Origin of the sequence: Campylobacter sp. BCW_4338, from assembly GCF_001763255.1 — a bacterium.
Taxonomy (GTDB): Bacteria; Campylobacterota; Campylobacteria; order Campylobacterales; family Campylobacteraceae; genus Campylobacter_D; species Campylobacter_D jejuni.
On record NZ_MJYJ01000061.1, the window covers coordinates 313,218 to 339,352 of the forward strand.

A 26,135-nucleotide genomic window follows, 5' to 3' on the forward strand; every position below is an offset into this window, starting at 1 on the left:
GAAAGCCTCCTTATAAATTGACATTCACTTTATATTCGCTTAGATTATTGCCCTTAGTATCCATTACATGCACCGCACAAGCAATACAAGGATCATAAGAGTGAATTTTTCTAATGATTTCAAGCGGTTGTTTTACATCAGCGATTTTAAGTCCTATCAAACATTGCTCATAACTTCCACCTACGCCATTTGCGTCTTTTGGACTTGCATTCCAAGTAGAAGGCACCACAGCTTGCCAGTTTTCAATGACGCCATTTTTAATTCTACACCAATGACTTAATGTTCCGCGTGGCACATGCCCCATATAGCGTCCTTTGTATTCTTTAGAATTATCGATCACATAAGGCGCGCAAGTACTCTGATCTACTTTTAAATTTTCAACTAAATTATTAAACGCTTTTAAAGCATTATTTGCAACGATTTTTGCTTCAATACAACGCGCAGCTGTTCTTCCAAGTGTGCTAAATACAGCATTTAAAGGAAGTCCTGTTTCTTTTAAGAACTCATCTACCACAGGAACAACATTTTGATTACCTTTGGCATAATTTACAACGATATTTGCTAAAGGTCCTACTTGCATAGGGTTTCCTTCATAGCGTGGAGCTTTAATCCAACTATATTTACCCTTAGTATCAAACACTTTAGAATGAACATTATTTCCATGATGATCTACGCTTTCCCCATCTACAAGTCCTGTATAATTTGGATTTGTTTTGCCATCATAAGGATGTAAAGGTTCATTGTCTGCATACCAAGAATGAGTTGCCTCTTCAGTAATCTTATCTTCTTCTACTTCATAAACCTTGCTTAAATCTCCATTTTTGATAATACCACTTTCAAAAAGCCATTCATCTCTTCCGAGTTGGAATTCTTTAAAGGTGTAAAGATTATTTACCCCTATATCATTTAAAACACTTGCTTCATGTGCATAAGCTTTTCCTGCCATCACAAGATCAGGATAATACGCACGATTAACAAAGTCTTGTACTTCTTGGAATTTAACCATATATTCACTCATTCTTGCAGGATCAAGTAAATCCATAACGCAAGTTACACCACCAACAGTTAAGCTTTGTGGATGTGGATTTTTAGCTCCAAAAATCGCCATACATTGAGCAATGATTCTTTGGATTCTTAAACATTCTAAATAGTGAGAAAGAACGATTAAATTTTGCTCAGGACTTAAACGATAAGTTGGGTGACCATAGTACGCATTGGCAAAAGGTCCTAAATTTCCTTTATCTACGAAAGTTTTAAGTCTTTGTTGCACTTCAAGAAGTTTATCTGCACCTGTTGCATAAGGATTTGGAGTGTATTTAAAAGCTTCATCGCTTGCTTTTTTAACATCAGCACTTAAAGCACTTACCACATCAGCCCAATCAAGCCCATGAAGTTGATAAAAATGTACAATATGATCGTGTAAGAATAAAGCCGCATTCATTAAAGTTCTTGTTAAAAGGGCATTTAAAGGCGGAGTAATACCTAAAGCATTTTCAACAGCAACTATACCTGCTTTATAATGTGAAAAAGTACAAACTCCACAAATTCTTTGTGTCATAAAACCCGCATCTCTTGGATCACGCCCTTTTACTATGGTTTCAATACCACGCCACAAAGTAGAGCCAGCATAAGCTTCTTTTACCACATTGTTATCATCAACAACAACTTCAACTCTTAAATGCCCTTCAATTCTTGTAATAGGATCTACGATTATTTTTTGACTCATTTTTATTCCTTATCTTTTTGCATGGAAGATATAACTGCGTGCGCTGCTATAGCAACACCTGTGAGCGTAAGCACGCCTATGCCGATTTTATCTGAAACACTATCCGCGCCCAAACCAAAAACAGTATCAAATTTACGACTAGCCATAGGCTCTTCAAAAGGTCCCATAGTATCCCAAAAATCGGGCTCAGAACAACCTATACAACCATGCCCTGCTTGAATAGGCCAAGAAGTGTGCTGGTTAAATCTCTCTCTTGAACAGTTATTGAAAGTATAAGGCCCTTTACAGCCTACTTTATAAAGACAAAAACCTTGTTTTGCTCCTTCATCTCCAAAGGCATGCACAAATTCACCCGCATCAAAATGTCCGCGTCTTTCACAAAGATCATGAATTCTTAAGCCATAAGCCCATTTTGGTCTGTTATATACATCAAGTGCTGGTAACTCACCAAATAATAAATAATGAAGCACATTACCCACTATATTTTTTTCACTTGGAGGACAGCCGGGAACATTGATCACGGTTTTGCTTGTTACTTTGCTTAAAGGCTGTGCATTACTAGGATTTGGTCTTGCGGCTTGAATTCCTCCAAAGCTAGAACAGGTTCCTATAGCAAAAATAGCCAAAGCATTTTCACTTGCCATTTTTGAAAGTTCATAGCCTGTTTTTCCATGTGCGCCTATGGTTAAAAAATGCTCTGTATCACCCATAGGGATACCACCTTCAACCATTAAAATGTATTTATTTTTATGTTTTTGAATGGCACTTTCTAAATTTTCTTCAGCTTGCCAACCTGCTGCAGCCATCACTGTTTCGTGATATTCTAAAGAAATATAATCAAAAATCAAACTATCAATCGTTGGAGTATCACTTCTTAACAAACTCTCACTACAGCCTGTACACTCAGCCATATGAAGCCACACAACAGGAAGTCTATCAGCAAGCTCAGCAGCTTTTGCTACCATAGGAGTAAAACTCGCTGGTAAAGCCAAAAATGCCGTCATAGCACCTGCCCATTTCATAAAATCCCTTCTAGAAAAACCTGACTTTTCTAATGCTTTTGCAATGCTATCATTGTCTTTTAAAGAAGGAAGCTTTTCAAGAGCCGATAAACGCAACTCTATTTGATGATAATCAATCATTATATTTCCTTTATAACATGAAATTTATTCTCTATAATAATAAAATAAAGGAAGTTAAAATAAAATTAAAAACTTACTCTCATAAGCAAATATTAGTATCAATCTTAATTAAAGTTTAATCATAAGCCTTTTTTGAGTTTGCGAATCAAAAATCTTGCAGGGTGAATAGCGTGGATGTATTTTTTTTCTAAACACAAGGGTTCATTATTTATCAATGCACACAAATACCTTGCCGCTAAAACACTTGTGCTAAAACCCCTTGATCCATGAGCAAAATTAAAATACAAATTACAAGACATTTTAGCTGGTTTTTGCTCCTTGTTTTTTGTCCATAATAAAGCTTTATATTCTTCTTTATAAAACACTTCATCATAAGCATTTCCAACTATCATAAAGCGATCACTCGAATAAGATCTAAAACCTACCTTAGAACCTATGATTTCTAATTTTGTATTTTTATCTATAAATTCGGCTATATTTTCTATATTTTGTTTATCATCTTCTTCTTTTGATTCTAAACTTGTATCAAGTCTATCATAACTTGCTCCAATCACTTGCAAATCATCTTTTATAGGACAAATATAAGCCTTAGAAGATAAAGGAAATGGAGAGTCTAAAAAAGGTTTTAGATGTGTAACTTGACCTCTTACTTTGCTTAATTTCATCTCATCATAAAAAACAAAATCTTTTGTATCTGCACCCATAGCATAAATCAAAACCGCATAATCACTTTTAACAATATCATTTTTAAATTTTAAAGTAAAACACTCATTTTCAAATTTATAAGCTTGAAATTCATGATTAAAATATATACAAGCTTTACTTTTTTCAAAAAGATTTTTAACCAAATTTTTTGGAAAAATCACTCCACCCTCTTCTAAAAAAGCTTGATTTTTTGAAATTTTAAACAAAACATTTTCTCTTTGTGTGTCAAATCTTTCTTGCATCAAATCATTATGTGCAAACTCCACCACACCCTTAAATTCTAAATCTAAAATTTGTCTATAAAAACGACTTGCTTCTATAAAAGAAAGCTCTGAAAACTCTCCTAAATTTACCTTAGGTTTTAAGATTAAAGAGCTTAAAATTCCACTTTCATTTCCACTTGCACCCTTGCCTAGTTCTAAATGTTTTTCAAAAACATCTATTTCAAAACCCCTTAAACTAAGCTCATAAGCTAGAACAGCACTTGATATACCCGCACCAATAATAGCTACTTTTTTATTTTTTAAAGATGAAAATGTTCTTGAAAAATACGCTTCTTTATCTTTAAACTCAAGCTCATTTTCCAAATAAGCTTTAATCATTTCTCTTTTTCTAAAACCTTTGGTTTTTTCTACTCTAAAGCCATATTTTTTTAAATTTTTTTGCAAAAAACTTGCCGAAGAAAAGGTGCAAATTTGTGTATTTTTTTTAGAAAGTCTTGCCACTTCAAAAATTAAATTTTCATCAAACATTTGCGAGTTTTTATTTGGAGAAAATCCATCTAAATACCAAATATCAGCTTTAAAATCCAATTCTTTTAAAATAGCAATATCTTCAAAAACAAGGTCTAAAAAACAATCTTCAAAATAAAAACGATAAATCCCTTCTTTAGCCTTAGGATAAAATTTTAAAAATTGCTCTAAAAGCTCTTTAAACTCTTCATAAAATCCTAGTTTTTGGTAAATTTCTCTTAATTGTTCTTTTTCGATATAAAAAGCTTCTATACTGATATAAAAAAGTTTTTTGGGACGCTTAAAAGGAGTGGTTTCTAAAAAGCGTTTCAAAGTAAGAAAAAAATTTAAACCTATACCAAAACCACTCTCTGCGATAATAAAATTTTCTTGATTTTTCCATTCAAAAGAATGAGTATAAACAAATTTGCTTTCATTTAAGCCATCTTTGGAATTAAAATAAAAATCATCAAAATCCAAAGAAAAAGGAGTATTATCCTTAAAAATTAGCTTAGCTTTTTTCATCGGTTGTTATAAAAATAACTCTCAACTCCATCAGCAATACCCTTAACCAATAAATCTTGAAAAGCTTTATTGGCGATTCTTTTACCTTCATTTGGATGTGTAATATAGCCAATTTCAATCAAAATTGCAGGCATTTGCGCACCCACTAAAACCCAAAAAGGTGCTTCTCTTACACCGCCGTCTACAATTTTATACTTTTTGCGTGTTTGAATGAGTATATTTTTTTGTACATCAATGGCTAGTTTATTTGAAGCAACGATTTTTTCACGATTTAAGAAATTTAAAATACTTTGTTTTGAGAAATAATTAATCTCTTCAAAATCTCCTTGATTTTCTTTTTCTGCTGCTTTTTTACTTCTTTCGCTTCTTGCAGGACTTAAAAAGAAAGTTTCCACGCCTTCGCTACTTTTGGCCTTGACAGCATTGGGTGCTGCATTAGCATGTATAGAAATAAACAAATCCGCTCTTTTATCATTAGCATATTTAGTTCTATCGCGAAGATTGATAAATTTATCCGAACTTCTAGTGTAAAGCACTTTATAACCGCGTTTTTTAAGTTCATTTCCAAGTTTTAAAGCCGCGCTTAAAACTATATCTTTTTCTTTTAAACTTCCTTTTTTATCACTTAGAGCACCGCTATCTTTTCCACCATGCCCCGCATCGATAACTATAAGTTTTCCTGATTTGTATCTCGTACTTAAGGTTTTATTAAAGCTTTGAGTTGCTTTTTTATCTACACTTTGACTTGAAGTTTGCGCATGAAAACCTAAAGTGAGATTTTTATTATCCAACTTTTTTAAAAGTTTAAATTCTTTAGGAGTACTCAAAACCACACGAACAATTTTTGGATTATATTGCGTAACGACAATTGTATTTTGTCCAAAGGTAAAGCTTTTTCTATTACCTTCTAACACACCTTTAAAACTTACAACATATCGGAATTTTTGATCTTTGGTTTCAAATATTGCTATTTCTTTTTCATCCAAATCATCGCTCAAATTTAACACCACAGCGTTAGAAATTTTATCCACATCTAAAACATATAAAGGTCCTTGATCTTCTTTTTCGTTATTGGTTTTTTTATCTTGTTTTTTTATTTCTAAAACTTTGGTTTTAATTTCTGTTTTTTGATCTTGCTTTTTCTCTGAAATTTTACCAACTTGCTCAGTCTTTTTTTGGCTAGTAATTTCTTTTGAAAAAATTATTTTTTCTTCTTTAAAAGATATATCAATAGGAATTTTTTCTTTAGCATAAACCACTATGCGTATGGTTTTGGGATTAAATTGTGAAATCACTAAACGATAGTCATCAAATTTAAACTCTTTTTTACCTCCTTCTAAAACCCCATCAAAATCACTAATAAAACGATAGTTTCCTTTTTCATCTAAAGCAAAACTTTTTAATTGATTCTTATCTAAATTTGCATTTAATTCAAGCTCTACACTTTGGCTTGTTTTACTTGACCTTAAAACGTAAATTTTATCATCACTTTTTGTTTTAGAAACGATACTACTCTTTGGCTCTTGTGAAGTTTTAGAATCTATTTTTTCTATATTTTTTATTTGTTCATTAGGTGATTTTTTTTCACTTTTTTGAACTGTTTTTACAGGTTTAAAAGTTGACTTTTCAGTATCTTGAGAAATATTTTGAACCTTAATATCTTTAATAACAGCCTTTCTTAAAGCATTGATACTTGCTTCACTTATACCACTTTCTTTTAACTCATTAGCATATGACTTGTCGTCTAAATTTAAAGTATTTGAACTGATGATCAATCTTTTTAAGATTTCAATTTTAGTTTTTTCATCTTCATTGATAACACTTTGTATATAAAGGCTTTTTAGCTGATGATGAAATTTTACTTGCACTTCACTTTTAGAACTGATAAAATTTTTATCGAAATTTGCAAGTTCATTTTCATAAGCTCCAAAAAGAGTTGTGAAAATAAATACTAAAAATACAGAAATTTTAGCCATTATTCACCATTAACCAATTTTTCCATAAGTTCTTTAACACTGATAAGTTTATCTAAACGATATCCATTTGCACCTGTAAAGAAAAGCCCCGTTTCTTTTTTACCTGACCACGCATCAAAAAGCCTATCTGCTATACAATACCCTACTTTAGTCGCCTCTTTTCCGCGTCCACAAGGTGCTACACAATTGCTTATACAATTGATCTTTGGACCCATTTTTTTATCTACCAAATTTAAAAGATTGGTTCTAACTCCACGAGCAGGATAGCCCACAGGAGATTTAATAAGCTCTATATCTTCTTCTTTAGAAGCTAGCAAAACGCTTTTAAACTCTTCACTTGCATCACATTCAAAAGTTCCTATGAAACGCGTTCCCATTTGAACACCACTAGCTCCTAAAGAAATAGCGTTTTCTATATCTTTTTTATCCCAAATTCCACCTGCGGCAATCACAGGAAAAGATCCCCAATTTTTAGCCTCTTCTACCACAGGAGCGATTAATTTTTCTAGCTGATAATTTGGATCTAAGCATTGCTCATAAGTAAAACCTTGATGACCTCCACTTTTTGGCCCTTCTAAAACCACTGCATCAGGTAGGCGGTTGTAACGGCTTTGCCATCTTTTGCAAATAATTTTTAAAGCCTTTGCAGATGAAATAATAGGCACTAAAGCCACATCAGGAAAATCTACAGTAAATTCAGGCAAATTTGTAGGAAGTCCAGCGCCAGAAACAATCACATTAAAACCAACCTCACAAGCATCGCGTGCTATTCTTGCATAATCATTACTTGCACATAAGATATTACACCCCAAAGGTGCATCGCCGCAAACTTTTCTTGCATTATTAATTAAAGCTTGCAAACCCTTGCGTGAGTAAAAATTTTCACTTCCGTAAGGCTTAGCGTTTAATTCTTTACTCGCATACTTTCTTTCTTCATAATATCCTGTTCCCACAGAAGAAATGATCCCAAGTCCACCATTTAAAGAAACTGCAGAAGCTAATCTATCCCAGCTTATGCCTAGTCCCATTCCCCCTTGAAAAATGGGATATTTTATAGTATGTTTTCCTATTTGTAAGGGTTGTAAATTCATTCTTTTACCTTTAATTTTGCAAATTTTCTTTTACCTATTTGTAAGATGTATTCTCCTTGTTCTAAATGCATTTGCTCGTCGCTAACTTTTTGAGAATTTACACTTACTGCATTAGCACTGATGCTTCTTCTTGCCGCAGAAGTAGAGCTTTCCAAACCACATTCAACCAAAGCCTTAGCAAGCCAAATTTTTCCTTGTATTTCAAACTCAGCCATATCACTTGGTAAAGCATTTTGAGAATGAATTCTATCAAATTCAGATTTAGCATTATTAGCCTCTTCTTTGGAGTGAAAACGCTCCGTAATCTCTAAAGCTAAATTTTCTTTAGCTTTTTTAGGATGTAAATTGCCTTGTTCTATATCTTTTTTTATTTGCGCGATTTCTTCTAGGCTTTTTTGACTTAAAAGTTCATAATATCTAAACATCAATTCATCGCTAATACTTAAAATTTTAGCATACATATCATTAGCTTTTTCTGTAACACCAATGTAATTATTTAAACTCTTACTCATTTTGTTTACACCATCTAAACCTTCGAGTAAAGGCATCATAATCACAGCTTGTTCTTTCCCTAAATTATAAACTCTTTGAAGCTGTCTTCCCATTAAAAGATTAAATTTTTGATCCGTTCCGCCCATTTCAATATCGCTTTTTAAAGCCACGCTATCATATCCTTGAAGCAAAGGATATAAAAACTCGCAAATCGAAATAGGGCTTTGTTCTTTAAATCTCTTGGTAAAATCGTCACGCTCAAGCATTCTAGCTACACTAAAAGTTGAAGTAAGCTCTACTATACCCGCGGCTCCAAGTTCATTAAGCCAAGTAGAATTAAACTTAATCTGTGTTTTTTCTTTATCCAAAACCTTAAAAACCTGTGTTTCATAAGTTTTAGCATTGATTAAAACTTGCTCTTTATCCAGCTTTTTACGCGTTGCACTTTTTCCACTTGGATCACCAATTTGTCCTGTAAAATCTCCAATCAAAAACTGCACAATAGCTCCATGTTTTTGCAAAAAAGCCATTTTTGTTAAAACCACGCTATGGCCTAAATGTAAATCAGGTGCTGTAGGATCAAATCCTGCCTTTATAAAGAAATTTTCACCCTTTTCATAATAATTTTTAATTAATTTTTCTATTCTTTCTTCATCAATAAGCTCTGCACAGCCACGCTTAACTTCTGCTAATATTTTTTTTATATCCATAATAAACCTTTTTAACCTTCTTTATAAGCATCATTTAAAGATGTAAAATCTAAAATCTTACAACGAGATTTTAACCTATCCTTGACACTATCTGGGTTGATATTATCAGGAATTTCCATTGTAATCTCAAAATAATCTACCGCCGAATTTAAATCACTTGATAAATTAATTGTTAATAAATTTATCTGCATTTTAGCTAAAAATGCCAAAAATTCCGCTAAAACACCTTTTTTATTTTCCAAAGAAAAAATCAATTTATAAGATTTAGGGATGTTAGAATCCCATTTTATAAATACCATATCTTGATTATTATCTATCATTTTATCAGCTCTATCGCAAAGCTTATGATGGACAATAGCGTTACCACCTTTAACAAAAGCTAAAACAGCATCACCTCTTTTTGGATGGCAACAAAAATCAAAATCCACATTAGCGATTTTATGGTTACAATATAGAGTAAAATTTCCTATTTTTTGCTCTTTAATCTCATATTTATCAAACCAATATGACTTCTTGGCGTATTTTTTAAGACCATTAACTATATCTTTCAAATAAGCACTATCTGTTGCTACTTGTCTAATACGTCTGGCTAAATTTTCTTTTTCTATCCAAGTTTCAATTCTGTTTTTATCAACTCCAAAAATAAAACTTAACATATTAATAGAACTTGCTAGATTAATCTCTCTGATTTTTTGCTTACAAAATTCCCTTATACTTGCTTTTGCTTTTCCTGTTTTAACACTATCTATCCAAGAACAGCGATAAAATTTATCATTGCTAGTAACCACTCGCACAATATCGCCATTTTTAAGCTCAGTTAACAAAGGTACTTTAATACGATTTACATAAGCACTTTTTGCATGAAGCCCTACTTTGGTATGCACTTCATAAGCAAAATCAAGAACCGTTGCACCACGAGGCAAAGTGAAAATTTCTCCCTTAGGAGAATAAACTGCAACATCTTCAACATAAAGACTATCTTTAGCATATTCATAAAGTTCAATAGCATTATAATCTTCTGCATTTTCAAGATTGTTTATACTTTGCATTGAAATATCTGTAAGCCAATCAAGACGAGGCGCAACCACGCTACCATCTTCTTTATATTTCCAATGCGCTGCTATACCAAATTCCGCAATTTTATGCATATCAAAAGTTCGAATTTGTGCTTCTATAATACTTTTAGCATCAAAAAGTGTGGTATGTATGGTTTGATAACCATTTTGTTTAGGCAAGGCTATATAATCCTTAAAACGCGAAACCAAGGGATTAAAATGTGTATGTAAAATTCCCAAAGCTAAATAACAATCGCTTACTTTTTCAACCAAAATTCTTACCCCAAGTAAATCAAGAACTTCTTCAATACCAATGCCTTTTCTTTGCATTTTAAGATAAATAGAATAGCTATGTTTAATGCGTTTTTGAATTTCAAAACTACCTTGTCTAAAGCCATTGCTCAAAAATAAAAGTTCGATTTTAGAAATAAATTCATTTAAACCTAATTGCATTTCTTGATTGTTGGAATTGATATAATTGTCAATAAGCTTGTACTCATCTGGCATAAGATATTTAAAACTAAGGTCTTCCAAATAATTTTTTATGCTTGAAATACCAAGTCTATGGGCTATTGGGGCATATACAACTAAAGTTTCTTCGCTGATTCTTTTTTGCTTATCTTCTCTTAAAATATCAAGAGTAAGCATATTATGCAGTCTATCGCATAACTTCACAATCAAAACCCCAACATCTTCAATACTTGCTAAAAGCATATTTCTGAAAGTCAAGGCTGATTTAGTTAAACTTTTTTTAGATTTTGATGAAATGAGATTATCTTCTCTAATTTCTATAATTTTAGTAAGCCCTAAAACAAGTTTTAAAACCTCAGAACCAAACTGCTCTCTAAGTTCTTCTTCGGTGCAGTTTGTATCTTCGATCACATCATGCAATAAAGCAGCTAAAATATTGCTTTTATTTTCACTTAAAAATCCAACCAGTGTTGCTACTAAAATAGGATGTACCGCATAAGGCTCTCCACTTTTTCTAAACTGCCCTTCATGGCAAAATATACAGTAATCTACTGCTTTTTCAAGAATGGCATCGTGGCCACAAATTTCGAAAAGTAAAACCTTAGCAGCTTCTAAATCTTTACAATTTTTTACATTATCGATTAATTGTTCAAGTAATAATTCTTCATCGATTGGTTTCAACTAAACCCTCTAAAGTGATTTTATTTTCTGCAATTTCATATAAAGCTATATCTGCAAGTTTATTTTTATTTTTATCAAAATCCACTAAAGGAGTCGCACCATTTGCTAATTGCTCTGCTCTTTTTGCCACCACTAAAGAAAGACGATATCTATCATTGCCCATTTTTTCCAAAGCTTTTGCCGCTACTTCTTCTATTCTTTTATCCATAATTTTCTCCTTAATTATTTTTAACGATTGAACAAAGGCTAGTATCACCTTGTATAATTTTAAGCAAATTACCCTCTTCAAACATATTACAAACCACTATAGGAAGTTTGTTGTCTTTAGCTAAAGCTATCGCTGTATCATCCATCACTTTAATATTATCTTGCATAGCCTCATCATAACTTAAAGTATTTAAAAATACTGCATCATCAAATTTTTTTGGATCTTTATCATAAACTCCATTAACTTTTGTAGCTTTTATTACCATATCTGCATCAATTTCTACAGCTCTTAAAATAGCTGTTGTATCTGTAGTAAAATAAGGATTTCCAGTGCCTGCAGCAAAAACCACAACACGACCCTTTTCTAAGTGTCTTTGTGCTCTTCTCATAATATAAGTTTCACAAAATGCTTCCATCTGAATAGCACTTTGAACCCTCACTTCAAGCCCAGAGCTTTCCAAGGCTTCTTGAATGGCAATAGCATTGATAACCGTAGCAAGCATTCCCATATGATCGCCACTTGTCCTTTTAATCAATCCGCCCTTAGCAGCACTTACTCCACGAATAATATTGCCACCACCTATAACTATGCCTACTTCTATTTGATTTTTTACAAGTTCTTTAATCTCTGAAGCTATGAATTTTAAAATAGAATTTTCTATGCCAAAGCCATTTTCACCTGCTAAAGCCTCTCCTGAAAATTTTACTAAAACTCTTTTTCTCTCTTGCATTATTTCTCCTTATTTAACTTGAAATTATATTTTAAATTCCATTAAATTTAGCTAATTTAAGCTAATGAGTTCCAAAGGATTGATATGAAAATTTTTTTGAGTTACTTCAAAAGTAAGATCATTTTTTATTCTACCCACTACGGCACCTTTTTTAATATTCTTACCAACTTTAATATTAGGAGCAATCTTATCTAAATGTGCGTATATTGTATGTATGCCATTATCATGTTCAACAATAACAACTCGAGCTAACATACTAGTATCTTTGGCAAAAACTATTTTTCCATCTAGCACATTTTTAACAACTGCATCGCTTTTATTGCTTCTTAAAACTACATTCTCGTTAAAAATTTTAAGATTGTAAACAGGATCAACATAATTTCCAAATTTTTGCTTCACAGTAAAAGAATCCAATGGAGCTATGGTTTTTTTTCCTGTGTAACGCTTGACTGAACCTCCTTGATAGCTTGAACCTAATTGCCTTATTTGTTGATTATTTTTTACTATTTTAGTATCATTTTTGCTTGAATTTACATTTTCTTTATCATTAATAATTTTTAATTGATTTAATGTTTTTCTAAGCTCTTCTTGCTGAGCTTGTAAGTCATCAAGTTTTTTTGCATATATAGTTCGATCTGTTTTTTGTTTGTTGATTTCGCTAATTTGTTTTTGTTTTAAACTTTGAAGTTTAGCTAATTGAGCGTTGTAATCCTTAAGACTATCATTGATTTTCTTAATCTGAGCTTGTTTATCATCAATAAGCCTATTTACTCCCTCATAATCTTTAGAAATTTTTAAAATTTCTTCATTTAAAACTTTGTTTAAACTTCCTAAAATTTCAAAAGCCATAAAACTTTCTTCACTTTCAATATAGCCTTGAGGGATAGGTAAATCATAAGCAAAATCTTTAGCCATTAAAGATATAAGCTTACTTTCCATATTTGATTTACTTTTAAGCAAATCTTCATTTTGGCTTGTAAGGGTGTTTAACTCTTGATTTTGAGCCTTAGCGCTTGCTTCAAGCTTAGAAGTTTGTGAATTTAAGCCTTCAATTTGTAAGCTTAAGTCTTTCAAACTTTTTTCACCATTTAAAATATCACTAGCCAAATCTTCAAGTTTTTTGTTTAGCTGTTCTTGTATACGTTTATTTTCTTCTAAACTTTTTGTTTTTTCATTTATAGCATTTGCTAAACTTATATCAACAAATAAAAAAAAACAAAAAAAGATAAGAATGTTTTTTCTCATCTTTTAACCTTAAACATAACCGTATTTACACACAACAAGCAAATAAACAAAGTAGCTAAAAAAATTAAAGTCAAATGTAAAATAAAATTAATAGGTGGAAAAATAATATCTACAGCCTTTAAGCTTTCTTGGATAATAGAAAGATCAAAAATTTGGGTAAAAAAGGCAAGCAAAATAATAAAAGCAATAAAACAATCAACCACAACTACCTTATAAAGCATAAAAGATCTAAACCAAAACGGAGCTCCAAATAAACACATAATTTCAATACGATCGGTATGTTCATAAAGCCAAATTCTCATCTGTTTTAAAAACAAAACAAAGGCAAGTAAAATAATGATAAATAAAAATAACCAAAAAACAAATTTCATCAAAATAAGTAAGGAATATATCTTATCATGGGTTTTGGAAAAAGTTTCAACCCTGCTAACACCTACAATATTTAAAAGTTGATTTTTAATTGAATTTAGTTCATTTTGATCAGGCAAAGAATTTAATTTTAAAGTATAAAATTTTGGCAGAGAATCTTTTAAAACTTTCAAATTCTTTTCAGAAACATCATTTTTCAAACGATCGATTAAATCCTTAGGATCTAAAGATTCAAGTCCAGCAAAAAATGGTACTTTTGTTTTTACCACATTCTGATCAAGTTCAGTTTTACTGACAACTATAATATTATAATCTTTATTAACAAGTTCTTCATAATGTTTTAAAGTTGCATTTGTAATCAAAATAAACTCAAAAGCAAACATCATAAACAATAAAGATAAAATTAAAGATAAATGTGTTTTAAAAAATTTCATTCATTTTTCCATTTTCTATATTAAAACGACGATAATCCACTCTTAAATTGCTAGGAATTCTATGTGTTACCACTATAACACAAGTTCCTAAAAGTTCTCTAGCAGACTTTAAAAGAGTCCATATAATATCAGAAGAATACTCGTCCAAATTTCCCGTTGGCTCATCGCAAAGCAAAAGCTTTGGATTATGAGCTAAAGCCCTAGCCATAGCGACGCGTTGTTGCTCACCACCACTAAGTTGATTAGGCAATTTATCTGCTTTAAAAGTTAAATTTACATGCTTTAAAAGCTTAGCAGCTTGATCATGGCATACTTTTTTACTATAACCTTTAATCATTAAAGGCAACATAACATTTTTTTCAACACTATATTCTTGTACAAGTTTATAATCTTGAAAAATAATCCCTATTCTTTGACGCAATTTTAAAAGTTCTAAATTTCCAATTTTATTCATCAAAGATCCACATACTTCAAGCTTGCCAGAAATAGGTTCTAAATCCCCATAAAAAGACTTTAAAAGCGTACTCTTGCCACTCCCACTTTTACCAGTAATAAAAACAAAATCATCATCCTTAAAAGCAAAACTCGCTTCTTTAATAACTAGTTCATCATAACCTAAAGTAAGTTTATTTGCTTGGATTAAATTAGGCATCCTTTTTCCTTAATTTCCCTTTTTAAATTTTTAAATTATGCTTTATTTTTGCTTAATTTTCAAGAAAAATTATATTTTAAACTGAACTTTTAAAATTTCTTTTAATTCATTTACCGCTTTAATGTTTTCTTGAATTTTAAATGGTTCTTTAAAAGCAAAATCAATCGTTTTATCAAGATGCAAATAACAATGTTCAGGCTTATTAAAAGCTCCAAAAGCAACCTTTAAAAGCAAATTCTCATCTTGTTTATAGATGCTTTCAAAATGCAAGAAAAAATCATCTTTTTTTATAGTAATATTTTTAAAGTTCTGCTCTATTTTTTTTAAATCCTCTCTAGAAAATTCAACCGATGAGAGATTAAATTCATTTAACTCATAATTTTTACAGTCTTGGTTAAAATTCCACACCCAAAGATCATATATATTTTTTTCTTGCTTTTTCCATCTATCTTCATATTTGCTTGAAATTTCTAAATTTTCATTTTTTCTAAGACTAAATTTTGGCGCAGGAAAAGTCAAAAATTGCTCTAAAGTAAAATTAAAATACTCAAAACTATCTGTTCTAAGCTCAAAACGACCATTTTGAACTAAAACCCTAGCACATTCTTTGCAAAAATCCTTCCCAATAACTCGCCTATGAGGCTTTTTGTCCCAAGGAACAGGAAAATGTAAAAAAATCTTTTCAACTGATTTTGATTTTAATACACTCAATAACAATCTCGCATCACTTTGGATTAGCAAAATATTATTTACATTTTGTGCCTTAGCAAGTTTAGCTACTTGAGTTAAAGCTGGATTGTAAATTTCCACCCCTAAAATTAAAACATTTGGATTTTCTTTTGCTTGATAAAGCAAATGTCTTCCTGATCCAAAGCCTATTTCTATATAAATTTTACCTTGAAGTCTAGATAAAAGTTCATCAAAGTTATCAACGATAAATGGTGTTTTTTCAATTAAAGCATTGTTTTTAAGTCCAAAAGCTTCATTGATAATATCCTCACAAAAACCTTCTTTAAAGATTTTTAAAGCCTTTTGTAGATAACCTATTTTAGAAGGTTTTGTATGTTTATCGCCTTTAATCACAAAACCATTTTGTGCTTTTTTAATCTGCAGAAAAAAACTCTCTTCTTGAACCTTTGTATAAATAAGACTAACATTATCATTCTTAGCAAGCCAAAGAAATTCAACATCATCCTTGCTATAAGGCAGATTCATTTCTTTGATCTTTTTGCTTCTAAAATTTGGCACTACTGAGCCGCCTTAACTTTGCTTGAAGGTTCTGAACGAAGCCCAGCCGAATCAATAGCAATAACTTCATAACTATATTCCACCCCTGGTAAAGCTTTTACATCTTTTAATCGCTTTTCTTTAATGCCTTTAAAAACTGCATTTTGCTCTCCACCATAGCGTCTTACTTCATATTCAACAGCTCTAGTATCATTATCACTCCATTCTAAATTTATCCCTTCGCTTGTGCTTTGAGCCAAAATAATACTAGGAGCCAAAGGATTATCTAAAGTTCTACCCTCTACACCATCTTTTGGCATAGGACTTTCAAGACCATCTTTATCCACTATTGTTACTTTATAATACTTGCTTTTACCTGCTCCTTCTACTATATCCTCATAAGAATTTTTATCAGTCTTTGCCAAAACACTAAAAGGAAGGAAGCTTGAGCTCGTAGAATAAACTTTATAATAAGAAAAATCTTCATACGTAGGAGCATCCCAAGTTAAAATGATTTTATTAGAACCATCTGTGCTAGCACTTAAATGCTCAACTTGAGGGGGTAAAGCCTTGCTTGTAGAACTTACAACTTGACTTGGCTCACTCTTTATCCCATTAAAACTCACAGCAATAATTCTATAACTTGAATTTTCATTAGGTTTTAAATCACTATCGATGTATTCAGCGTTTAAGCGATTTTTTACTTCTGCAATTTTTTTAAATTCTTTATCATCACCTTTAGTTCTTTCAATAATATAAGAATCAACCCTAAAATCAGGATGCGGACGCCAAATAAGTTTAATACGATTAGGCAAATTGGTCACAGCTTGAATAAAAGGAACAGCTTCAAGTCTTGGAGCTGTGCTCACTTCTATAACCTTGCCATCTTCTGAAATTTGTCCTTGCTCATTAAAGCTTTTCATCATATAACGATACTTAGTACCAGGCTCTAATTTAGTATCTACATAATGAGTTTGAAACTTATCTTTAATAGTGCCTACAAGTTTAAAATCAGGATTTTCATCACTAGAACGATACAAATAAAATCCTTTGATATTTTCATTATATAAAGGCTCCCATTCAAAAGCAATATTACTCATATCACCAAGACTTTTTAAACTTTCAACCTTTGGTAAGCTTTCATTTACGGCAGGCTCTTTACTTGAAGCTAGCGAATTCATTTGCGAAACACTACAAGCGCTAAGCAAAAGAGTTAAAAAACTCAAGTAAAAACTCAAGCGAAATCTTTTCATCATTCTCTCCTAAATTAATTTGTTCAAACATAATGTTTTTAAAATCTTCCATCAAAGGTGCTTTAACAAAAATTTGCTCTTTAGTTTTTGGATGGATAAAATACAAAAAATAGGCATGCAACATTATCCTACAATCATACTTACCCTTATAACCATACAAACTATCGCCCAAAATATGGCGATTTAAACTAGCCAAATGCGCTCTAATTTGATGAGTTCTTCCTGTAAAAAGCTTAGCAGCCATCAGAGTTAAATTTTCAGTTTTTACTACATTTATGAAAGCTGATTTTGCATTTTTACTGAATTTATTTTCCTTATCTATGGCTATTTTTTTAATAGCATTAGAAGGCGAACGCATTAAAAATTTTTCTACTATAATTTTATCTTCTTTTAGTGGCAAATCAATTAACGCAAGATAAATTCTTCCCATGCTTTTATCTGCAAGCTGTTCGCTTAATCTTTGGTGGGTGAAATTATTTTTCGCTATTAGTATAGCCCCACTTGTATCTTTATCTAATCTATGAACAAGACCAGCTCTTATCTCTCCTCCTAAATTTGATAAAGTATATTTTTTTTCTATCAACCAATCCACCAAAGTGGCATTTTTAACACTACTTGCTCCATGAACGACTAAATTTGAAGGTTTATTTAAAACAAGCAAATCTTCATCTTCGTATAACACATCAATATCAAAATCCACTTCAAACTGAGGTTTTATCTCATCGTAAAGCTTTAAACTTACAATAGAAATAATATCACCATTTTTAAGCTTAAATGAATTTTTATCTTGAATTTTATAATTAACCTGTACGCAATCTTTTTCTATAAGTAAAGCAACTTGATTGCGACTTTGGTTTAATTTTTTAGCCAAAAACACATCAAGCCTTGAATTTTCATCTACTAAAAAAGTTTGCATTTTTTCCTTGGAGGTTTTGATAAATTTAAAATTTTAGTTTATAATTATAGCTTTATATTACTAACTGAAGGCAAATTTTGTTTAGATTAGATAGAAGAATTTTAACTCATTTTGACTATATGCAACCCATTTTATTTTTACCCATAATTCTTATTTCATTTTTCTTGATCTTTGAAGCTAATCCTTTTTTAGCAGAAAAACAGTTTGTTTATGCCTGTGTGGGATTGTTTGCTTTTATGGTTTTTTTCTTCTTTCCCATAAGGAAATTTATTTGGATTATTCCAGTTGCTTATTGGATTAATATTTTTTTATTGCTAAGCGTAGATATTTTTGGGGTTGAAAAATTAGGTGCTAAAAGATGGCTTGAAATTCCTTTTACTCACTTTACTATACAACCTTCTGAAATTTTTAAACCTAGTTTTATTTTAATGCTTGCTTATCTTATTTATCAAAATCCTCCTCCAAAAAATGGATACAAACTTAAACAATTCATCAAACTTAGCTTTTACATCATCTTACCTTTTTTGCTAATTGCAAAAGAACCTGATTTAGGAAGTGCTATGGTTTTACTACTTGTTGGTTTTGGAGTGCTTTTTATCATGGGAGTTCATTATAAAATTTGGTTAAGTATTGTTATAGCTATAAGTGTTAGTTCTCCTATTATTTATACACATCTTTTAAAGCCCTACCAAAAGCAAAGAATTCATGATTTTATTTCAGAAAAACCAAGCTATCAAGTAGCCCAATCAATGATAGCTATTGGAAATGGTGGTTTAACTGGAAAATCTCAAGATGAAGCTACGCAAACTCATTTTAAATTTTTACCTATTTCAACTAGTGATTTTATTTTCGCTTATATGATAGAAAGATTTGGATTTATTGGGGGATTGACATTAATTATATTTTATATTTTACTTATTTTTCATCTACTTAGTTTAAATTATAAACTTAAAGATGATTATTTTACTAGAGTTGCTATTAATTGTGTTGCATTATTTATTTTTATTTATGCGGCAGTAAATATCTCAATGACTATAGGTTTTGCACCAGTAGTTGGGATCCCTTTGCCTTTTTTTAGTTATGGTGGAAGTTCTTTTACTATTTTTATGATTTTTTTTGGAATTTTACAGCATTTAATCACTTTTAGATATTTTTGGATGGATATAAAGGCTAAATAAAATATTTTTAAGCATTAATAAGATATAATTTTATCTTTTAATTCAACTTAGGCGGATTTATAGCTCAGTTGGTTAGAGCAACCGGCTCATAACCGGTTGGTCGCAGGTTCGAGTCCTGCTAAATCCACCATTGCTCTTTTTTATCAAATCCCTATTTTGCTTTAATATATTAATCAAATGCCTATAATAAAATGTTTTAAAGCTTGTTCTATATCGTTCTTTTATATTCCAAAATGTGCTATAATGTTCTTAAAAAAGTGGGTCACTTTTATAAAAATGGGTTACAAAATGGGCTACTTTTTACACCAAAATAGACACTAAAAAAGAGAGAAAATTAATGGCAAAAATTAACAAACTTACCGATAGTTTTTTAAAAAGCATTAAATGCGAAAGTGATAAAAAATTTATAAAATTTGCTGATCCGAGTTTAAAAGGCTTATATGTTTTTATTTATCCTAGTGGTAAAAAATTATTTAAAATAAGACAAGCAAATGATACTTATATAAAAATAGGAGAGTATCCTTTACTTTCCTTAGCAGAGCTTAGAGAAATCGCTTTAAATGCTTTTAAGCTAAAAGCAAAAGGACAAAACATAAAAAACGCTAAAAGACTTAAATTTGGCGATATATATGATGAAGTTTTAGAAAAATGTAAGGCTGATGGATTAAGCCTAAAAGAAATACAAAGAGGATTAAAATACAAAAATGGCGTTTTTAAGAATTTCAAAGATGTAGATATAGAAAGCATCAAGCGTTCACATGTCATCGAAACACTTAAAACCATAGAGCATCAAATCCCTACACTTATAAAAGCTAAAGGCTGGATTAACAAAATCTTTAAATATGCTTTGCAACTTGAAATCGTAGAAAATAACCCTGTGACAAGTATTGATAATTCCATAGTTTTTAAAAAAGCTTCAAAAGTAATTCATCAGCCAACTTTACTAGAAAACGATAAAATTAAAGAATATATATTAGCCTTAAAAAATTCAGATCTTAAAAAAACACATAAAAATCTAATGCTTTTTAATCTTTTGACTGCACAACGCCCCGGTAATGTTATAAAAGCAACTTGGAATGAAATTGATTTAAAAAATGCTATATGGACTATTAAAGCTGAAAAAATGAAAATGAGAAAAGAACATATTATCACTTTAAATTCTCAAGCGCTTAAAATTTTAAAAGAACAAAAGAAAATGAAAGTCAATGATTATATATTTGCTGGAAGTTCAAAAAATGGGTGTAATAGCGAGAATATCACCTGTAATATCAATAAACGACTAGGATATAAAGGTATTCAAAGTGCACATGGCTTTCGTGCTATGTTTAGAAGTTTAGCCAACGAACATCAATTAGATCATGGTGTGAGTATGGATATAGCCGAGCAGTGTTTAGCACACGAGCAAAAAAACGCCATTTTAAAAGCTTATAATCGTAGTGAAAATATAGAATTAAAAAGAAAGTTAATGCAGTGGTGGGGAGATTATATCGAAAAACTTGCAGGGGATTTTTAAATCACCTTGCAAGTTTGCAACCATTTATCAATTTCGGCTTTTTCGTATTTAAAAGTAGAACCTATTTTAATCCCTTTAGGAAAATTAAATTTATTTTGATTTACTCGCATTCTCATTTTGCGAATTTTTAGCGGAGTAAATCCCAGATACTCCGCTACTTCTTTTGTTGATAATAATTTTTCTATCTTACCAAATTTTGCCATTTCATACTCCTTTCTCTAAATCAAAGCCTAATTTTGCAATAATTGCTTTTTGCTCTTCATAGCTTAAAAAATTGCTGATTAAAATCAAAACATCACCAAAACAAAAGCGATTATAGCTCGTGCTTTGTTCTAGCACTTTAATTTCTAATGTATCACTTAAACTCTCAAGCGAAGCTGTTATTTTCCAATTTTTATTAATAGCTTTTAACATCTCATCGTTTGCATTTTGATTAAAAGCATTGTCGTTTCTTAAAAGCAACATTTCTTTTATCGTTTGCTTTAACATTTCTTGCGTATTTTCTAGCTCTTTTTCTAATGCTATTTTAGCTTTTATGTATTCTTTGAATTCTTTCATTTTTTATCCTTTTAATTATATTTTCAAGTTTTAAAAGTCCGCGTTCTAAAACTTCTTGTTCTTCTTTACTTCTTGCTTTTAGCTCATTTATTCCTTTTGCTGCGATAGAATAAAACACCAAATCAATTCGTTTGTAAAACTCTAATTTCTTTTTGTATTCTTCTCTTAGTCTTTGTAAAATGTTTTCTTTTTCTTTTTCAAATAAAGCTAAAACAAAAGAATCTGAAAAATAAAAACAAAGTCTTCTTTCTTTATTTTCCCCTACAATCTTTGCATCTTTAAAAAAGTATTTAAGATCATTATTTAAAACAAGTTTTGCTAAATCGTAAGCTTCTAATTCTCTTGTAATATTCATTTAACACCTCATTGTATAAGTTTTATTAAATTCTCTTGTGATCTTTTCTACTTTAAAGCTAGTTTTTAATTTATTATCACATTCAGGACAAAAGCCATCTAAACTCACGCTTTTTACATCGCCTATAATTTCATCAAGACCTTTAAAAAATTTAGAATTTGGCACAAATTCTAAGTTGCATTTTGAACATTTTATTGTCCCTTTAAAAATAAAATTTACTTTCATATTCTCTCCTAACTTGCCAAAGCGTAAGGCTTAAATATCTTAGCCCAACGCGGATTGTTTAAATACTTTGTTTGCTCAAGTATCACTCTCATATTAAAATGCCAAATTCCTACCATTCTTAAATAATCTTGCATAAGATCTAATGCATCATTGATATCATTTTCTATTCTATCTAAGAACTTATCCTTTATCTTCAATGTAAGCTCTAATCTTTTCCATCGCACAAATTCCCTTTTAATGTTTTCTTTGTGATAGTGTTTTTGTTTTTCGTATTTATCATAAAGTAAAATGCGTTCTAATTTATAGTATTTACTTTGAGGATTGTTGATATACATACTTGTTTTATAAGTATGAAAATCGCCAAAGATTTTAAGTTTGCTAAACCTTTCTTGGTGTTTAAATTCTCTTGGTTTAGATACTGCTAGATCATCATCAAAATCACAGGCAATATCCACACTATAAGCTTTAAACCTTTTTATCATTTTGCTTAAAATTTTCCACACTTCAGCTTCTATTTGTTTACTAGGCTGATAAAGCCCATTAAATTGCACCTCTATGTAGTAATCTTTTGCTTTTTTATTCTTTTTAGAAAGCTCAAAGCAAGCCTTAGAATTATCTAATATAATGATAGTATTTGAAAGGCTTTTATTTCTAGGTTTTATATTGATATAACGCATTTTAAAAGGATAAAATTTATCATTGGTTTTTATGCCTTTGAATTTGTCTTTTGCAAATTCATCAATGCTTTTATTTCTTGTTGTGCTTCGCATTTTTTCAAAAAGCCCCCATCTTTTAAGGTATTTGTAAAAGGTTTTTTTATTGATAACGAAACGGAAGCTGTCGTATCCTGTGCTATGATTTGTTTGCATAAAATATCCTTTTCAAAACCTTTTTTCATTAAAAAGCCATTGCTACTTATCTTTACAAGTGCATAGCCACGCATTGCTAAACTTTCTATTACCTTTGCTCTTTGTGCTTTTTTAAAAGCATCATTATCTTTTTGTATGGGTTTAAAACTCATTTTTTTTCCTTTTTTTAGACATTAAATGAGTGTTTAGGGTTTATTAAAATGTCCTAAACACTGCTATTTATGGGATTTGTTGTTAAATTTGTTTTCTTTTGTTAAGCCTAAATTCTAAAATTTCAAAGGCAAACTTTCCTAAATCTTCATTTGTTTGCTTGATTTTAGTTTGCAATTCTTTTATGATTGTTTCTAGCCATAGGTAAAGCTCTAAATCTTTAAAAACAAATAAATCGTATTTAGCAAATTCTGTTTTTAATCTCTCATAATTTTCTTCTGATATGTTTTTAAGATTAAAAAGCTTTGCCTTAGTCTTTTTGTGCTTTTGTTTTTCTATTAAAAGCTGATATTTCAAAGCTTTTATTTCGTTTTCTAGATGTTGCATTTAACTTCCTTTTTTGGTTTATAGATACTTGATAAGCTTCTCAAATATGTTTTAATAATAAATTATAACTTATTTAAGAAATAAAGTCAATATATTTTTATATATTTTATAAGTTTTTAGTAGAAAATTTATTTATTAAAGAAGTGATTATTTAGAAATATCCTTTATAATCTCTTTCAATAGATTAAATTGCTTAAGCTGTTTCTTAAGCTCTAAGGTCTCTAAATATAAATTAATGGCTACTTCTATTGTTTTGCTTATTTCACCAGTAGAAGCATTTTTATTTAAAGTGGCTTCGCTATATCCGATCTTTTCCCCAAGTTGTTTATAAGTTAATCCTAACTCCTTGCAGGTTTTTCTGATAAGATTTTCATCATTTTTTGCCATTAATCATCCTTTTTTTAAAAAACAAATTCTACTAAAAATCACTTAAAACTTTAATAACTATGTGATTATTCGTTTTCTAGGTATGGTTTGTTACTCATTTTTATTTCCTTTACTAATCATCAATGCTATATAAGCAAGTAAAACCACCTGCAAAACTTCTAAAATTTCACTCATTTTAAACTCCTTATGCTAAAATAAGAGTAGGCATAATGTTAAAGGTGGGGCAAAAGCCCCTTAGTTAAATCCAAGTTTGGATTATTTTTGAGATTAGATAAACAAGTATTGCGACTTTGATTAAAAAATCTAACCTTTGCATTATGCTTACTCCTTTCTTTATATATTTATAAATGCTAATTTTCTTAACATTTATAATTAAATTATACAAAGTATCTTATTAATTGATGCTTAAAATTGATAATTATTTTTGTGTTTTGGTAGAATTTTTGTTAAGTTATTTAACAATTAAATATTCTTGAAAATAGTTTTAATCGTTTCCCAATCTTTAAGTTGTTTTTTAAGTTCTATAGTTTCTTTTAATAAATTTATAGCAGCGGAAGTTTGCTCGCTAATCTTTCCACTTGCAATAGTAGCCCTTAAACTCGGCTCACTCCAGCCTAATTTTTGTGCTAAATCTTTATAAGTAAAATTATTTTCCTTGCAAAATTCCTTAATTTCCTGTGCTGTCATTTAAAACCTTTCTCAAAAAACAAATTCTACCAAAACATACTTAAGTTTTAACTATCATTTTAAAGCTTTTATTTCGTTTTCTAGGTATGGTTTGTTACTCATTTTTTAAGCTCCTTAAGTTCTTTTTCAAGCCTATAAACTTTTGCCGATAAAACACATAATAAAGTCGCTAATACTAAAACTATAATTTCTAAAATCATTTTTAACTCCTTTTTTGATATAATAGAAAAGGTAAAAGATGATAAGGGCTTTCGCCCTTTGCCTTAATGCTTTCTTGCGTTGATAATGGCTGTTATCAAGCAGATTAAAGCAGTGATTAACTCGAGCACATCACTAGCGTTCATCTTTTACTCCTTTCTTTTATTTCAAAAGTAATTTATCTTTACTTTTGATAACACAATTATAACATAATAATTACTAATTGTCAAGGTTATAATAATTTATTTTTATTTTTTGTAGATAAAGAAGTAATTTAAATTTACTTTGTGGATTAATTTTCGTTAATCCACGCTTTAAAGTCTTTTTTGATAGCTTCTGCTTTTTCTAATTTTGCTTCTAGTTCAAAAATTTTTTTAAGCATATTAATAGCGTGTGCCATTTGAAAACTTATTTTTTCAGTAGAAATGGCATTTTTTACTGCACCTTCACCAAAACCTATTAACTCGGCTAACTCTTTATAAGTTAAGCCTTGCTCTTTACAAAATTGTTTTAATTCTTCACTTGTCATTTTTCCCTTTCTTTTATTCTAAAGATATGTTATCTTTTATGTTAAAAATTCTATATAAAATGATTTTATTTTTATCGTTTTTATAATACTCTAAATCTACTAAAAAATTAAATCCATAAGGATTTTTCAAAACTTCTTCGGCTATTTTCTCATCACTAAAACTAACATCAACCGCATAAGGACTTAAAGCATCGCACTTTGCCTTATGTTTTGTTTTATTGTCTATTTTATTTGTAGTTTTATACATCGTTATCAAAGCATTTTCATGTATCTTTTGATATTCAATTTCCTTTTTTTCGCAAATGTAATTAGCATTTTCATAAATAAGCTCAGCTTCATCACTATTTATTCTCAAAAGTTCTTCACCTTTATGATTGATAAAAAAAGTATTTTGATTTATAGTAACGGGTGCAAATATATTTTTTAAATTATTGGCATTATACTTAGTAAAATGCGGATTTTCTTCTATTTCTTCTATACTTTTTGATTTGATATTTTTAAAAGATATAATAAGTTCTATAAATTCATTTAATGCTTGAATAGGTGCAATAATAGGCAAAACTTCTCCTGCTATTTCAAAAACCAAAGAATATATATCACTGCCAGTTTCAACTTTTTCTAAAAAAATTTTACTTTGTGTTATACCGTGCTCTTTTGATATAAAACTATCCATTAATTTTTGAAAACTTAACAAAGAATTAGCCATTATCCCAAGTTCTATGTTTTCTTCATGGATAATTTTTATTTTAAAATTAACAAT

At 30.1% G+C, this 26,135-nt stretch carries 28 protein-coding genes and 1 tRNA gene; 3 read left to right on the forward strand and 26 right to left on the reverse strand.

The genetic code is table 11. The annotated features are described in order from the left end of the window. Nucleotides 1–10: 10 nt before the first annotated feature. The 15 genes from AJN69_RS07850 to AJN69_RS07920 form a co-directional block, all read right to left on the reverse strand. Nucleotides 11–1,726 (reverse strand): nickel-dependent hydrogenase large subunit, encoded by a 1,716-nt coding sequence (locus tag AJN69_RS07850; RefSeq protein WP_070233577.1) that lies wholly within the window; start codon nt 1,724–1,726, stop codon nt 11–13. Between the two features lie 2 nt (nt 1,727–1,728). Continuing rightward, nucleotides 1,729–2,868 (reverse strand): hydrogenase small subunit, encoded by a 1,140-nt coding sequence (locus tag AJN69_RS07855; RefSeq protein ID WP_052794884.1) that lies wholly within the window; start codon nt 2,866–2,868, stop codon nt 1,729–1,731. A 119-nt stretch (nt 2,869–2,987) separates the two neighbouring features. Further along, the gene (mnmC, locus tag AJN69_RS07860; protein ID WP_002861962.1) at nt 2,988–4,829 is read right to left on the reverse strand and encodes a bifunctional tRNA (5-methylaminomethyl-2-thiouridine)(34)-methyltransferase MnmD/FAD-dependent 5-carboxymethylaminomethyl-2-thiouridine(34) oxidoreductase MnmC; all 1,842 of its coding nucleotides are present in this window, start codon (nt 4,827–4,829) and stop codon (nt 2,988–2,990) included. Beyond that, nucleotides 4,826–6,805 carry an N-acetylmuramoyl-L-alanine amidase gene (locus AJN69_RS07865; protein ID WP_070281167.1) on the reverse strand — a complete coding sequence of 660 codons (1,980 nt, stop codon included), beginning with the start codon at nt 6,803–6,805 and terminating at the stop codon, nt 4,826–4,828. Before AJN69_RS07865 ends, mnmC begins: the two co-directional genes overlap by 4 nt. After that, nucleotides 6,805–7,896: a nitronate monooxygenase gene (locus AJN69_RS07870; RefSeq protein WP_070210332.1), complete on the reverse strand. Its 1,092-nt coding sequence runs from the start codon at nt 7,894–7,896 to the stop codon at nt 6,805–6,807. The genes AJN69_RS07865 and AJN69_RS07870 overlap by 1 nt, the downstream gene beginning before the upstream one ends. Further along, on the reverse strand, nt 7,893–9,098 hold the full coding sequence (gene tyrS / locus AJN69_RS07875; protein WP_053872701.1) for a tyrosine--tRNA ligase: 1,206 nt from the start codon (nt 9,096–9,098) through the stop codon (nt 7,893–7,895). The genes AJN69_RS07870 and tyrS overlap by 4 nt, the downstream gene beginning before the upstream one ends. 11 nt (nt 9,099–9,109) lie before the next feature. Beyond that, nucleotides 9,110–11,305, reverse strand: a complete 2,196-nt coding sequence (locus tag AJN69_RS07880) for a bifunctional (p)ppGpp synthetase/guanosine-3',5'-bis(diphosphate) 3'-pyrophosphohydrolase (RefSeq protein ID WP_070210333.1) — start codon at nt 11,303–11,305, stop codon at nt 9,110–9,112. Beyond that, the gene (locus tag AJN69_RS07885; protein ID WP_002853464.1) at nt 11,289–11,513 is read right to left on the reverse strand and encodes a DNA-directed RNA polymerase subunit omega; all 225 of its coding nucleotides are present in this window, start codon (nt 11,511–11,513) and stop codon (nt 11,289–11,291) included. The genes AJN69_RS07880 and AJN69_RS07885 overlap by 17 nt, the downstream gene beginning before the upstream one ends. A gap of 10 nt (nt 11,514–11,523) precedes the next feature. Then, on the reverse strand, nt 11,524–12,243 hold the full coding sequence (gene pyrH / locus AJN69_RS07890) for a UMP kinase (RefSeq protein ID WP_002871033.1): 720 nt from the start codon (nt 12,241–12,243) through the stop codon (nt 11,524–11,526). 51 nt (nt 12,244–12,294) lie between these two features. After that, a complete protein-coding gene (locus tag AJN69_RS07895) occupies nt 12,295–13,488 on the reverse strand; it encodes a murein hydrolase activator EnvC (protein ID WP_070210334.1) in 1,194 nt (397 codons plus the stop codon). Continuing rightward, nucleotides 13,485–14,291, reverse strand: a complete 807-nt coding sequence (locus AJN69_RS07900) for an FtsX-like permease family protein (protein WP_070210335.1) — start codon at nt 14,289–14,291, stop codon at nt 13,485–13,487. Before AJN69_RS07900 ends, AJN69_RS07895 begins: the two co-directional genes overlap by 4 nt. Beyond that, a complete protein-coding gene (locus AJN69_RS07905; protein WP_002856386.1) occupies nt 14,278–14,943 on the reverse strand; it encodes a cell division ATP-binding protein FtsE in 666 nt (221 codons plus the stop codon). Before AJN69_RS07905 ends, AJN69_RS07900 begins: the two co-directional genes overlap by 14 nt. Nucleotides 14,944–15,012: 69 nt before the next feature. Continuing rightward, on the reverse strand, nt 15,013–16,191 hold the full coding sequence (gene trmB / locus AJN69_RS07910; protein WP_070210336.1) for a tRNA (guanosine(46)-N7)-methyltransferase TrmB: 1,179 nt from the start codon (nt 16,189–16,191) through the stop codon (nt 15,013–15,015). Continuing rightward, nucleotides 16,191–17,426 carry a fibronectin type III domain-containing protein gene (locus tag AJN69_RS07915; protein ID WP_079860350.1) on the reverse strand — a complete coding sequence of 412 codons (1,236 nt, stop codon included), beginning with the start codon at nt 17,424–17,426 and terminating at the stop codon, nt 16,191–16,193. Before AJN69_RS07915 ends, trmB begins: the two co-directional genes overlap by 1 nt. Further along, nucleotides 17,371–18,339, reverse strand: a complete 969-nt coding sequence (locus AJN69_RS07920; protein WP_070210338.1) for an RluA family pseudouridine synthase — start codon at nt 18,337–18,339, stop codon at nt 17,371–17,373. The genes AJN69_RS07915 and AJN69_RS07920 overlap by 56 nt, the downstream gene beginning before the upstream one ends. A gap of 77 nt (nt 18,340–18,416) precedes the next feature. On the opposite strand from AJN69_RS07920, the gene AJN69_RS07925 reads away from it, so the two are divergent. The 3 genes from AJN69_RS07925 (at nt 18,417) to AJN69_RS07935 (ending at nt 21,030) form a co-directional block, all read left to right on the forward strand. Beyond that, a complete protein-coding gene (locus AJN69_RS07925) occupies nt 18,417–19,517 on the forward strand; it encodes an FtsW/RodA/SpoVE family cell cycle protein (protein WP_044780131.1) in 1,101 nt (366 codons plus the stop codon). A gap of 53 nt (nt 19,518–19,570) precedes the next feature. Then, nucleotides 19,571–19,647: transfer RNA gene (locus tag AJN69_RS07930), tRNA-Ile, on the forward strand. Between the two features lie 207 nt (nt 19,648–19,854). Continuing rightward, nucleotides 19,855–21,030: a site-specific integrase gene (locus AJN69_RS07935; protein ID WP_070210779.1), complete on the forward strand. Its 1,176-nt coding sequence runs from the start codon at nt 19,855–19,857 to the stop codon at nt 21,028–21,030. Here the strand turns inward: AJN69_RS07935 and AJN69_RS07940 are convergent. The 11 genes from AJN69_RS07940 to AJN69_RS07990 all read right to left on the reverse strand — a co-directional run. Then, nucleotides 21,027–21,233 (reverse strand): AlpA family transcriptional regulator, encoded by a 207-nt coding sequence (locus AJN69_RS07940; protein ID WP_002787309.1) that lies wholly within the window; start codon nt 21,231–21,233, stop codon nt 21,027–21,029. The two genes, AJN69_RS07935 and AJN69_RS07940, sit on opposite strands and share 4 nt — an antisense overlap. A gap of 1 nt (nt 21,234) precedes the next feature. Beyond that, nucleotides 21,235–21,588 carry a hypothetical protein gene (locus tag AJN69_RS07945; RefSeq protein ID WP_002787307.1) on the reverse strand — a complete coding sequence of 118 codons (354 nt, stop codon included), beginning with the start codon at nt 21,586–21,588 and terminating at the stop codon, nt 21,235–21,237. After that, nucleotides 21,557–21,943: a hypothetical protein gene (locus AJN69_RS07950; RefSeq protein ID WP_070288341.1), complete on the reverse strand. Its 387-nt coding sequence runs from the start codon at nt 21,941–21,943 to the stop codon at nt 21,557–21,559. Before AJN69_RS07950 ends, AJN69_RS07945 begins: the two co-directional genes overlap by 32 nt. Then, nucleotides 21,944–22,168 carry a hypothetical protein gene (locus tag AJN69_RS07955; protein WP_002787300.1) on the reverse strand — a complete coding sequence of 75 codons (225 nt, stop codon included), beginning with the start codon at nt 22,166–22,168 and terminating at the stop codon, nt 21,944–21,946. Between the two features lie 8 nt (nt 22,169–22,176). After that, nucleotides 22,177–22,938 carry a hypothetical protein gene (locus AJN69_RS07960; RefSeq protein WP_044261579.1) on the reverse strand — a complete coding sequence of 254 codons (762 nt, stop codon included), beginning with the start codon at nt 22,936–22,938 and terminating at the stop codon, nt 22,177–22,179. Beyond that, nucleotides 22,875–23,189, reverse strand: coding sequence for a hypothetical protein (locus tag AJN69_RS07965; protein ID WP_052949219.1), 315 nt, complete (start codon nt 23,187–23,189; stop codon nt 22,875–22,877). The genes AJN69_RS07960 and AJN69_RS07965 overlap by 64 nt, the downstream gene beginning before the upstream one ends. An 82-nt stretch (nt 23,190–23,271) precedes the next feature. Continuing rightward, nucleotides 23,272–23,574, reverse strand: a complete 303-nt coding sequence (locus AJN69_RS07970; RefSeq protein ID WP_070288343.1) for a hypothetical protein — start codon at nt 23,572–23,574, stop codon at nt 23,272–23,274. Between the two features lie 147 nt (nt 23,575–23,721). Continuing rightward, complete coding sequence (locus AJN69_RS07975; RefSeq protein ID WP_052776566.1) at nt 23,722–23,961, reverse strand: helix-turn-helix transcriptional regulator; 240 nt, start codon at nt 23,959–23,961, stop codon at nt 23,722–23,724. A gap of 462 nt (nt 23,962–24,423) precedes the next feature. Next, a complete protein-coding gene (locus tag AJN69_RS07980; RefSeq protein ID WP_044261582.1) occupies nt 24,424–24,648 on the reverse strand; it encodes a hypothetical protein in 225 nt (74 codons plus the stop codon). Between the two features lie 490 nt (nt 24,649–25,138). Beyond that, entirely contained in the window at nt 25,139–25,375 is a 237-nt protein-coding gene (locus AJN69_RS07985; protein ID WP_002787289.1) for a hypothetical protein, read from the reverse strand. A gap of 13 nt (nt 25,376–25,388) precedes the next feature. Next, nucleotides 25,389–26,135: RloG protein (locus AJN69_RS07990; RefSeq protein WP_070288345.1), on the reverse strand; the 747-nt coding region annotated here is incomplete at its 5' end.

What these genes read in the sequence shown, in the direction of transcription:
- AJN69_RS07850 (WP_070233577.1), bottom strand. Translation starts at nt 1,726, where the DNA reads ATGAGTCAAAAAATAATCGTAGATCCTATTACAAGAATTGAAGGGCAT.
- AJN69_RS07855 (WP_052794884.1), bottom strand. Translation starts at nt 2,868, where the DNA reads ATGATTGATTATCATCAAATAGAGTTGCGTTTATCGGCTCTTGAAAAG.
- mnmC (WP_002861962.1), bottom strand. Translation starts at nt 4,829, where the DNA reads ATGAAAAAAGCTAAGCTAATTTTTAAGGATAATACTCCTTTTTCTTTG.
- AJN69_RS07865 (WP_070281167.1), bottom strand. Translation starts at nt 6,805, where the DNA reads ATGGCTAAAATTTCTGTATTTTTAGTATTTATTTTCACAACTCTTTTT.
- AJN69_RS07870 (WP_070210332.1), bottom strand. Translation starts at nt 7,896, where the DNA reads ATGAATTTACAACCCTTACAAATAGGAAAACATACTATAAAATATCCC.
- tyrS (WP_053872701.1), bottom strand. Translation starts at nt 9,098, where the DNA reads ATGGATATAAAAAAAATATTAGCAGAAGTTAAGCGTGGCTGTGCAGAG.
- AJN69_RS07885 (WP_002853464.1), bottom strand. Translation starts at nt 11,513, where the DNA reads ATGGATAAAAGAATAGAAGAAGTAGCGGCAAAAGCTTTGGAAAAAATG.
- pyrH (WP_002871033.1), bottom strand. Translation starts at nt 12,243, where the DNA reads ATGCAAGAGAGAAAAAGAGTTTTAGTAAAATTTTCAGGAGAGGCTTTA.
- AJN69_RS07895 (WP_070210334.1), bottom strand. Translation starts at nt 13,488, where the DNA reads ATGAGAAAAAACATTCTTATCTTTTTTTGTTTTTTTTTATTTGTTGAT.
- AJN69_RS07900 (WP_070210335.1), bottom strand. Translation starts at nt 14,291, where the DNA reads ATGAAATTTTTTAAAACACATTTATCTTTAATTTTATCTTTATTGTTT.
- AJN69_RS07905 (WP_002856386.1), bottom strand. Translation starts at nt 14,943, where the DNA reads ATGCCTAATTTAATCCAAGCAAATAAACTTACTTTAGGTTATGATGAA.
- AJN69_RS07915 (WP_079860350.1), bottom strand. Translation starts at nt 17,426, where the DNA reads ATGATGAAAAGATTTCGCTTGAGTTTTTACTTGAGTTTTTTAACTCTT.
- AJN69_RS07920 (WP_070210338.1), bottom strand. Translation starts at nt 18,339, where the DNA reads ATGCAAACTTTTTTAGTAGATGAAAATTCAAGGCTTGATGTGTTTTTG.
- AJN69_RS07935 (WP_070210779.1), top strand. Translation starts at nt 19,855, where the DNA reads ATGGCAAAAATTAACAAACTTACCGATAGTTTTTTAAAAAGCATTAAA.
- AJN69_RS07940 (WP_002787309.1), bottom strand. Translation starts at nt 21,233, where the DNA reads ATGGCAAAATTTGGTAAGATAGAAAAATTATTATCAACAAAAGAAGTA.
- AJN69_RS07945 (WP_002787307.1), bottom strand. Translation starts at nt 21,588, where the DNA reads ATGAAAGAATTCAAAGAATACATAAAAGCTAAAATAGCATTAGAAAAA.
- AJN69_RS07950 (WP_070288341.1), bottom strand. Translation starts at nt 21,943, where the DNA reads ATGAATATTACAAGAGAATTAGAAGCTTACGATTTAGCAAAACTTGTT.
- AJN69_RS07955 (WP_002787300.1), bottom strand. Translation starts at nt 22,168, where the DNA reads ATGAAAGTAAATTTTATTTTTAAAGGGACAATAAAATGTTCAAAATGC.
- AJN69_RS07960 (WP_044261579.1), bottom strand. Translation starts at nt 22,938, where the DNA reads ATGCGAAGCACAACAAGAAATAAAAGCATTGATGAATTTGCAAAAGAC.
- AJN69_RS07965 (WP_052949219.1), bottom strand. Translation starts at nt 23,189, where the DNA reads ATGAGTTTTAAACCCATACAAAAAGATAATGATGCTTTTAAAAAAGCA.
- AJN69_RS07970 (WP_070288343.1), bottom strand. Translation starts at nt 23,574, where the DNA reads ATGCAACATCTAGAAAACGAAATAAAAGCTTTGAAATATCAGCTTTTA.
- AJN69_RS07975 (WP_052776566.1), bottom strand. Translation starts at nt 23,961, where the DNA reads ATGGCAAAAAATGATGAAAATCTTATCAGAAAAACCTGCAAGGAGTTA.
- AJN69_RS07980 (WP_044261582.1), bottom strand. Translation starts at nt 24,648, where the DNA reads ATGACAGCACAGGAAATTAAGGAATTTTGCAAGGAAAATAATTTTACT.
- AJN69_RS07985 (WP_002787289.1), bottom strand. Translation starts at nt 25,375, where the DNA reads ATGACAAGTGAAGAATTAAAACAATTTTGTAAAGAGCAAGGCTTAACT.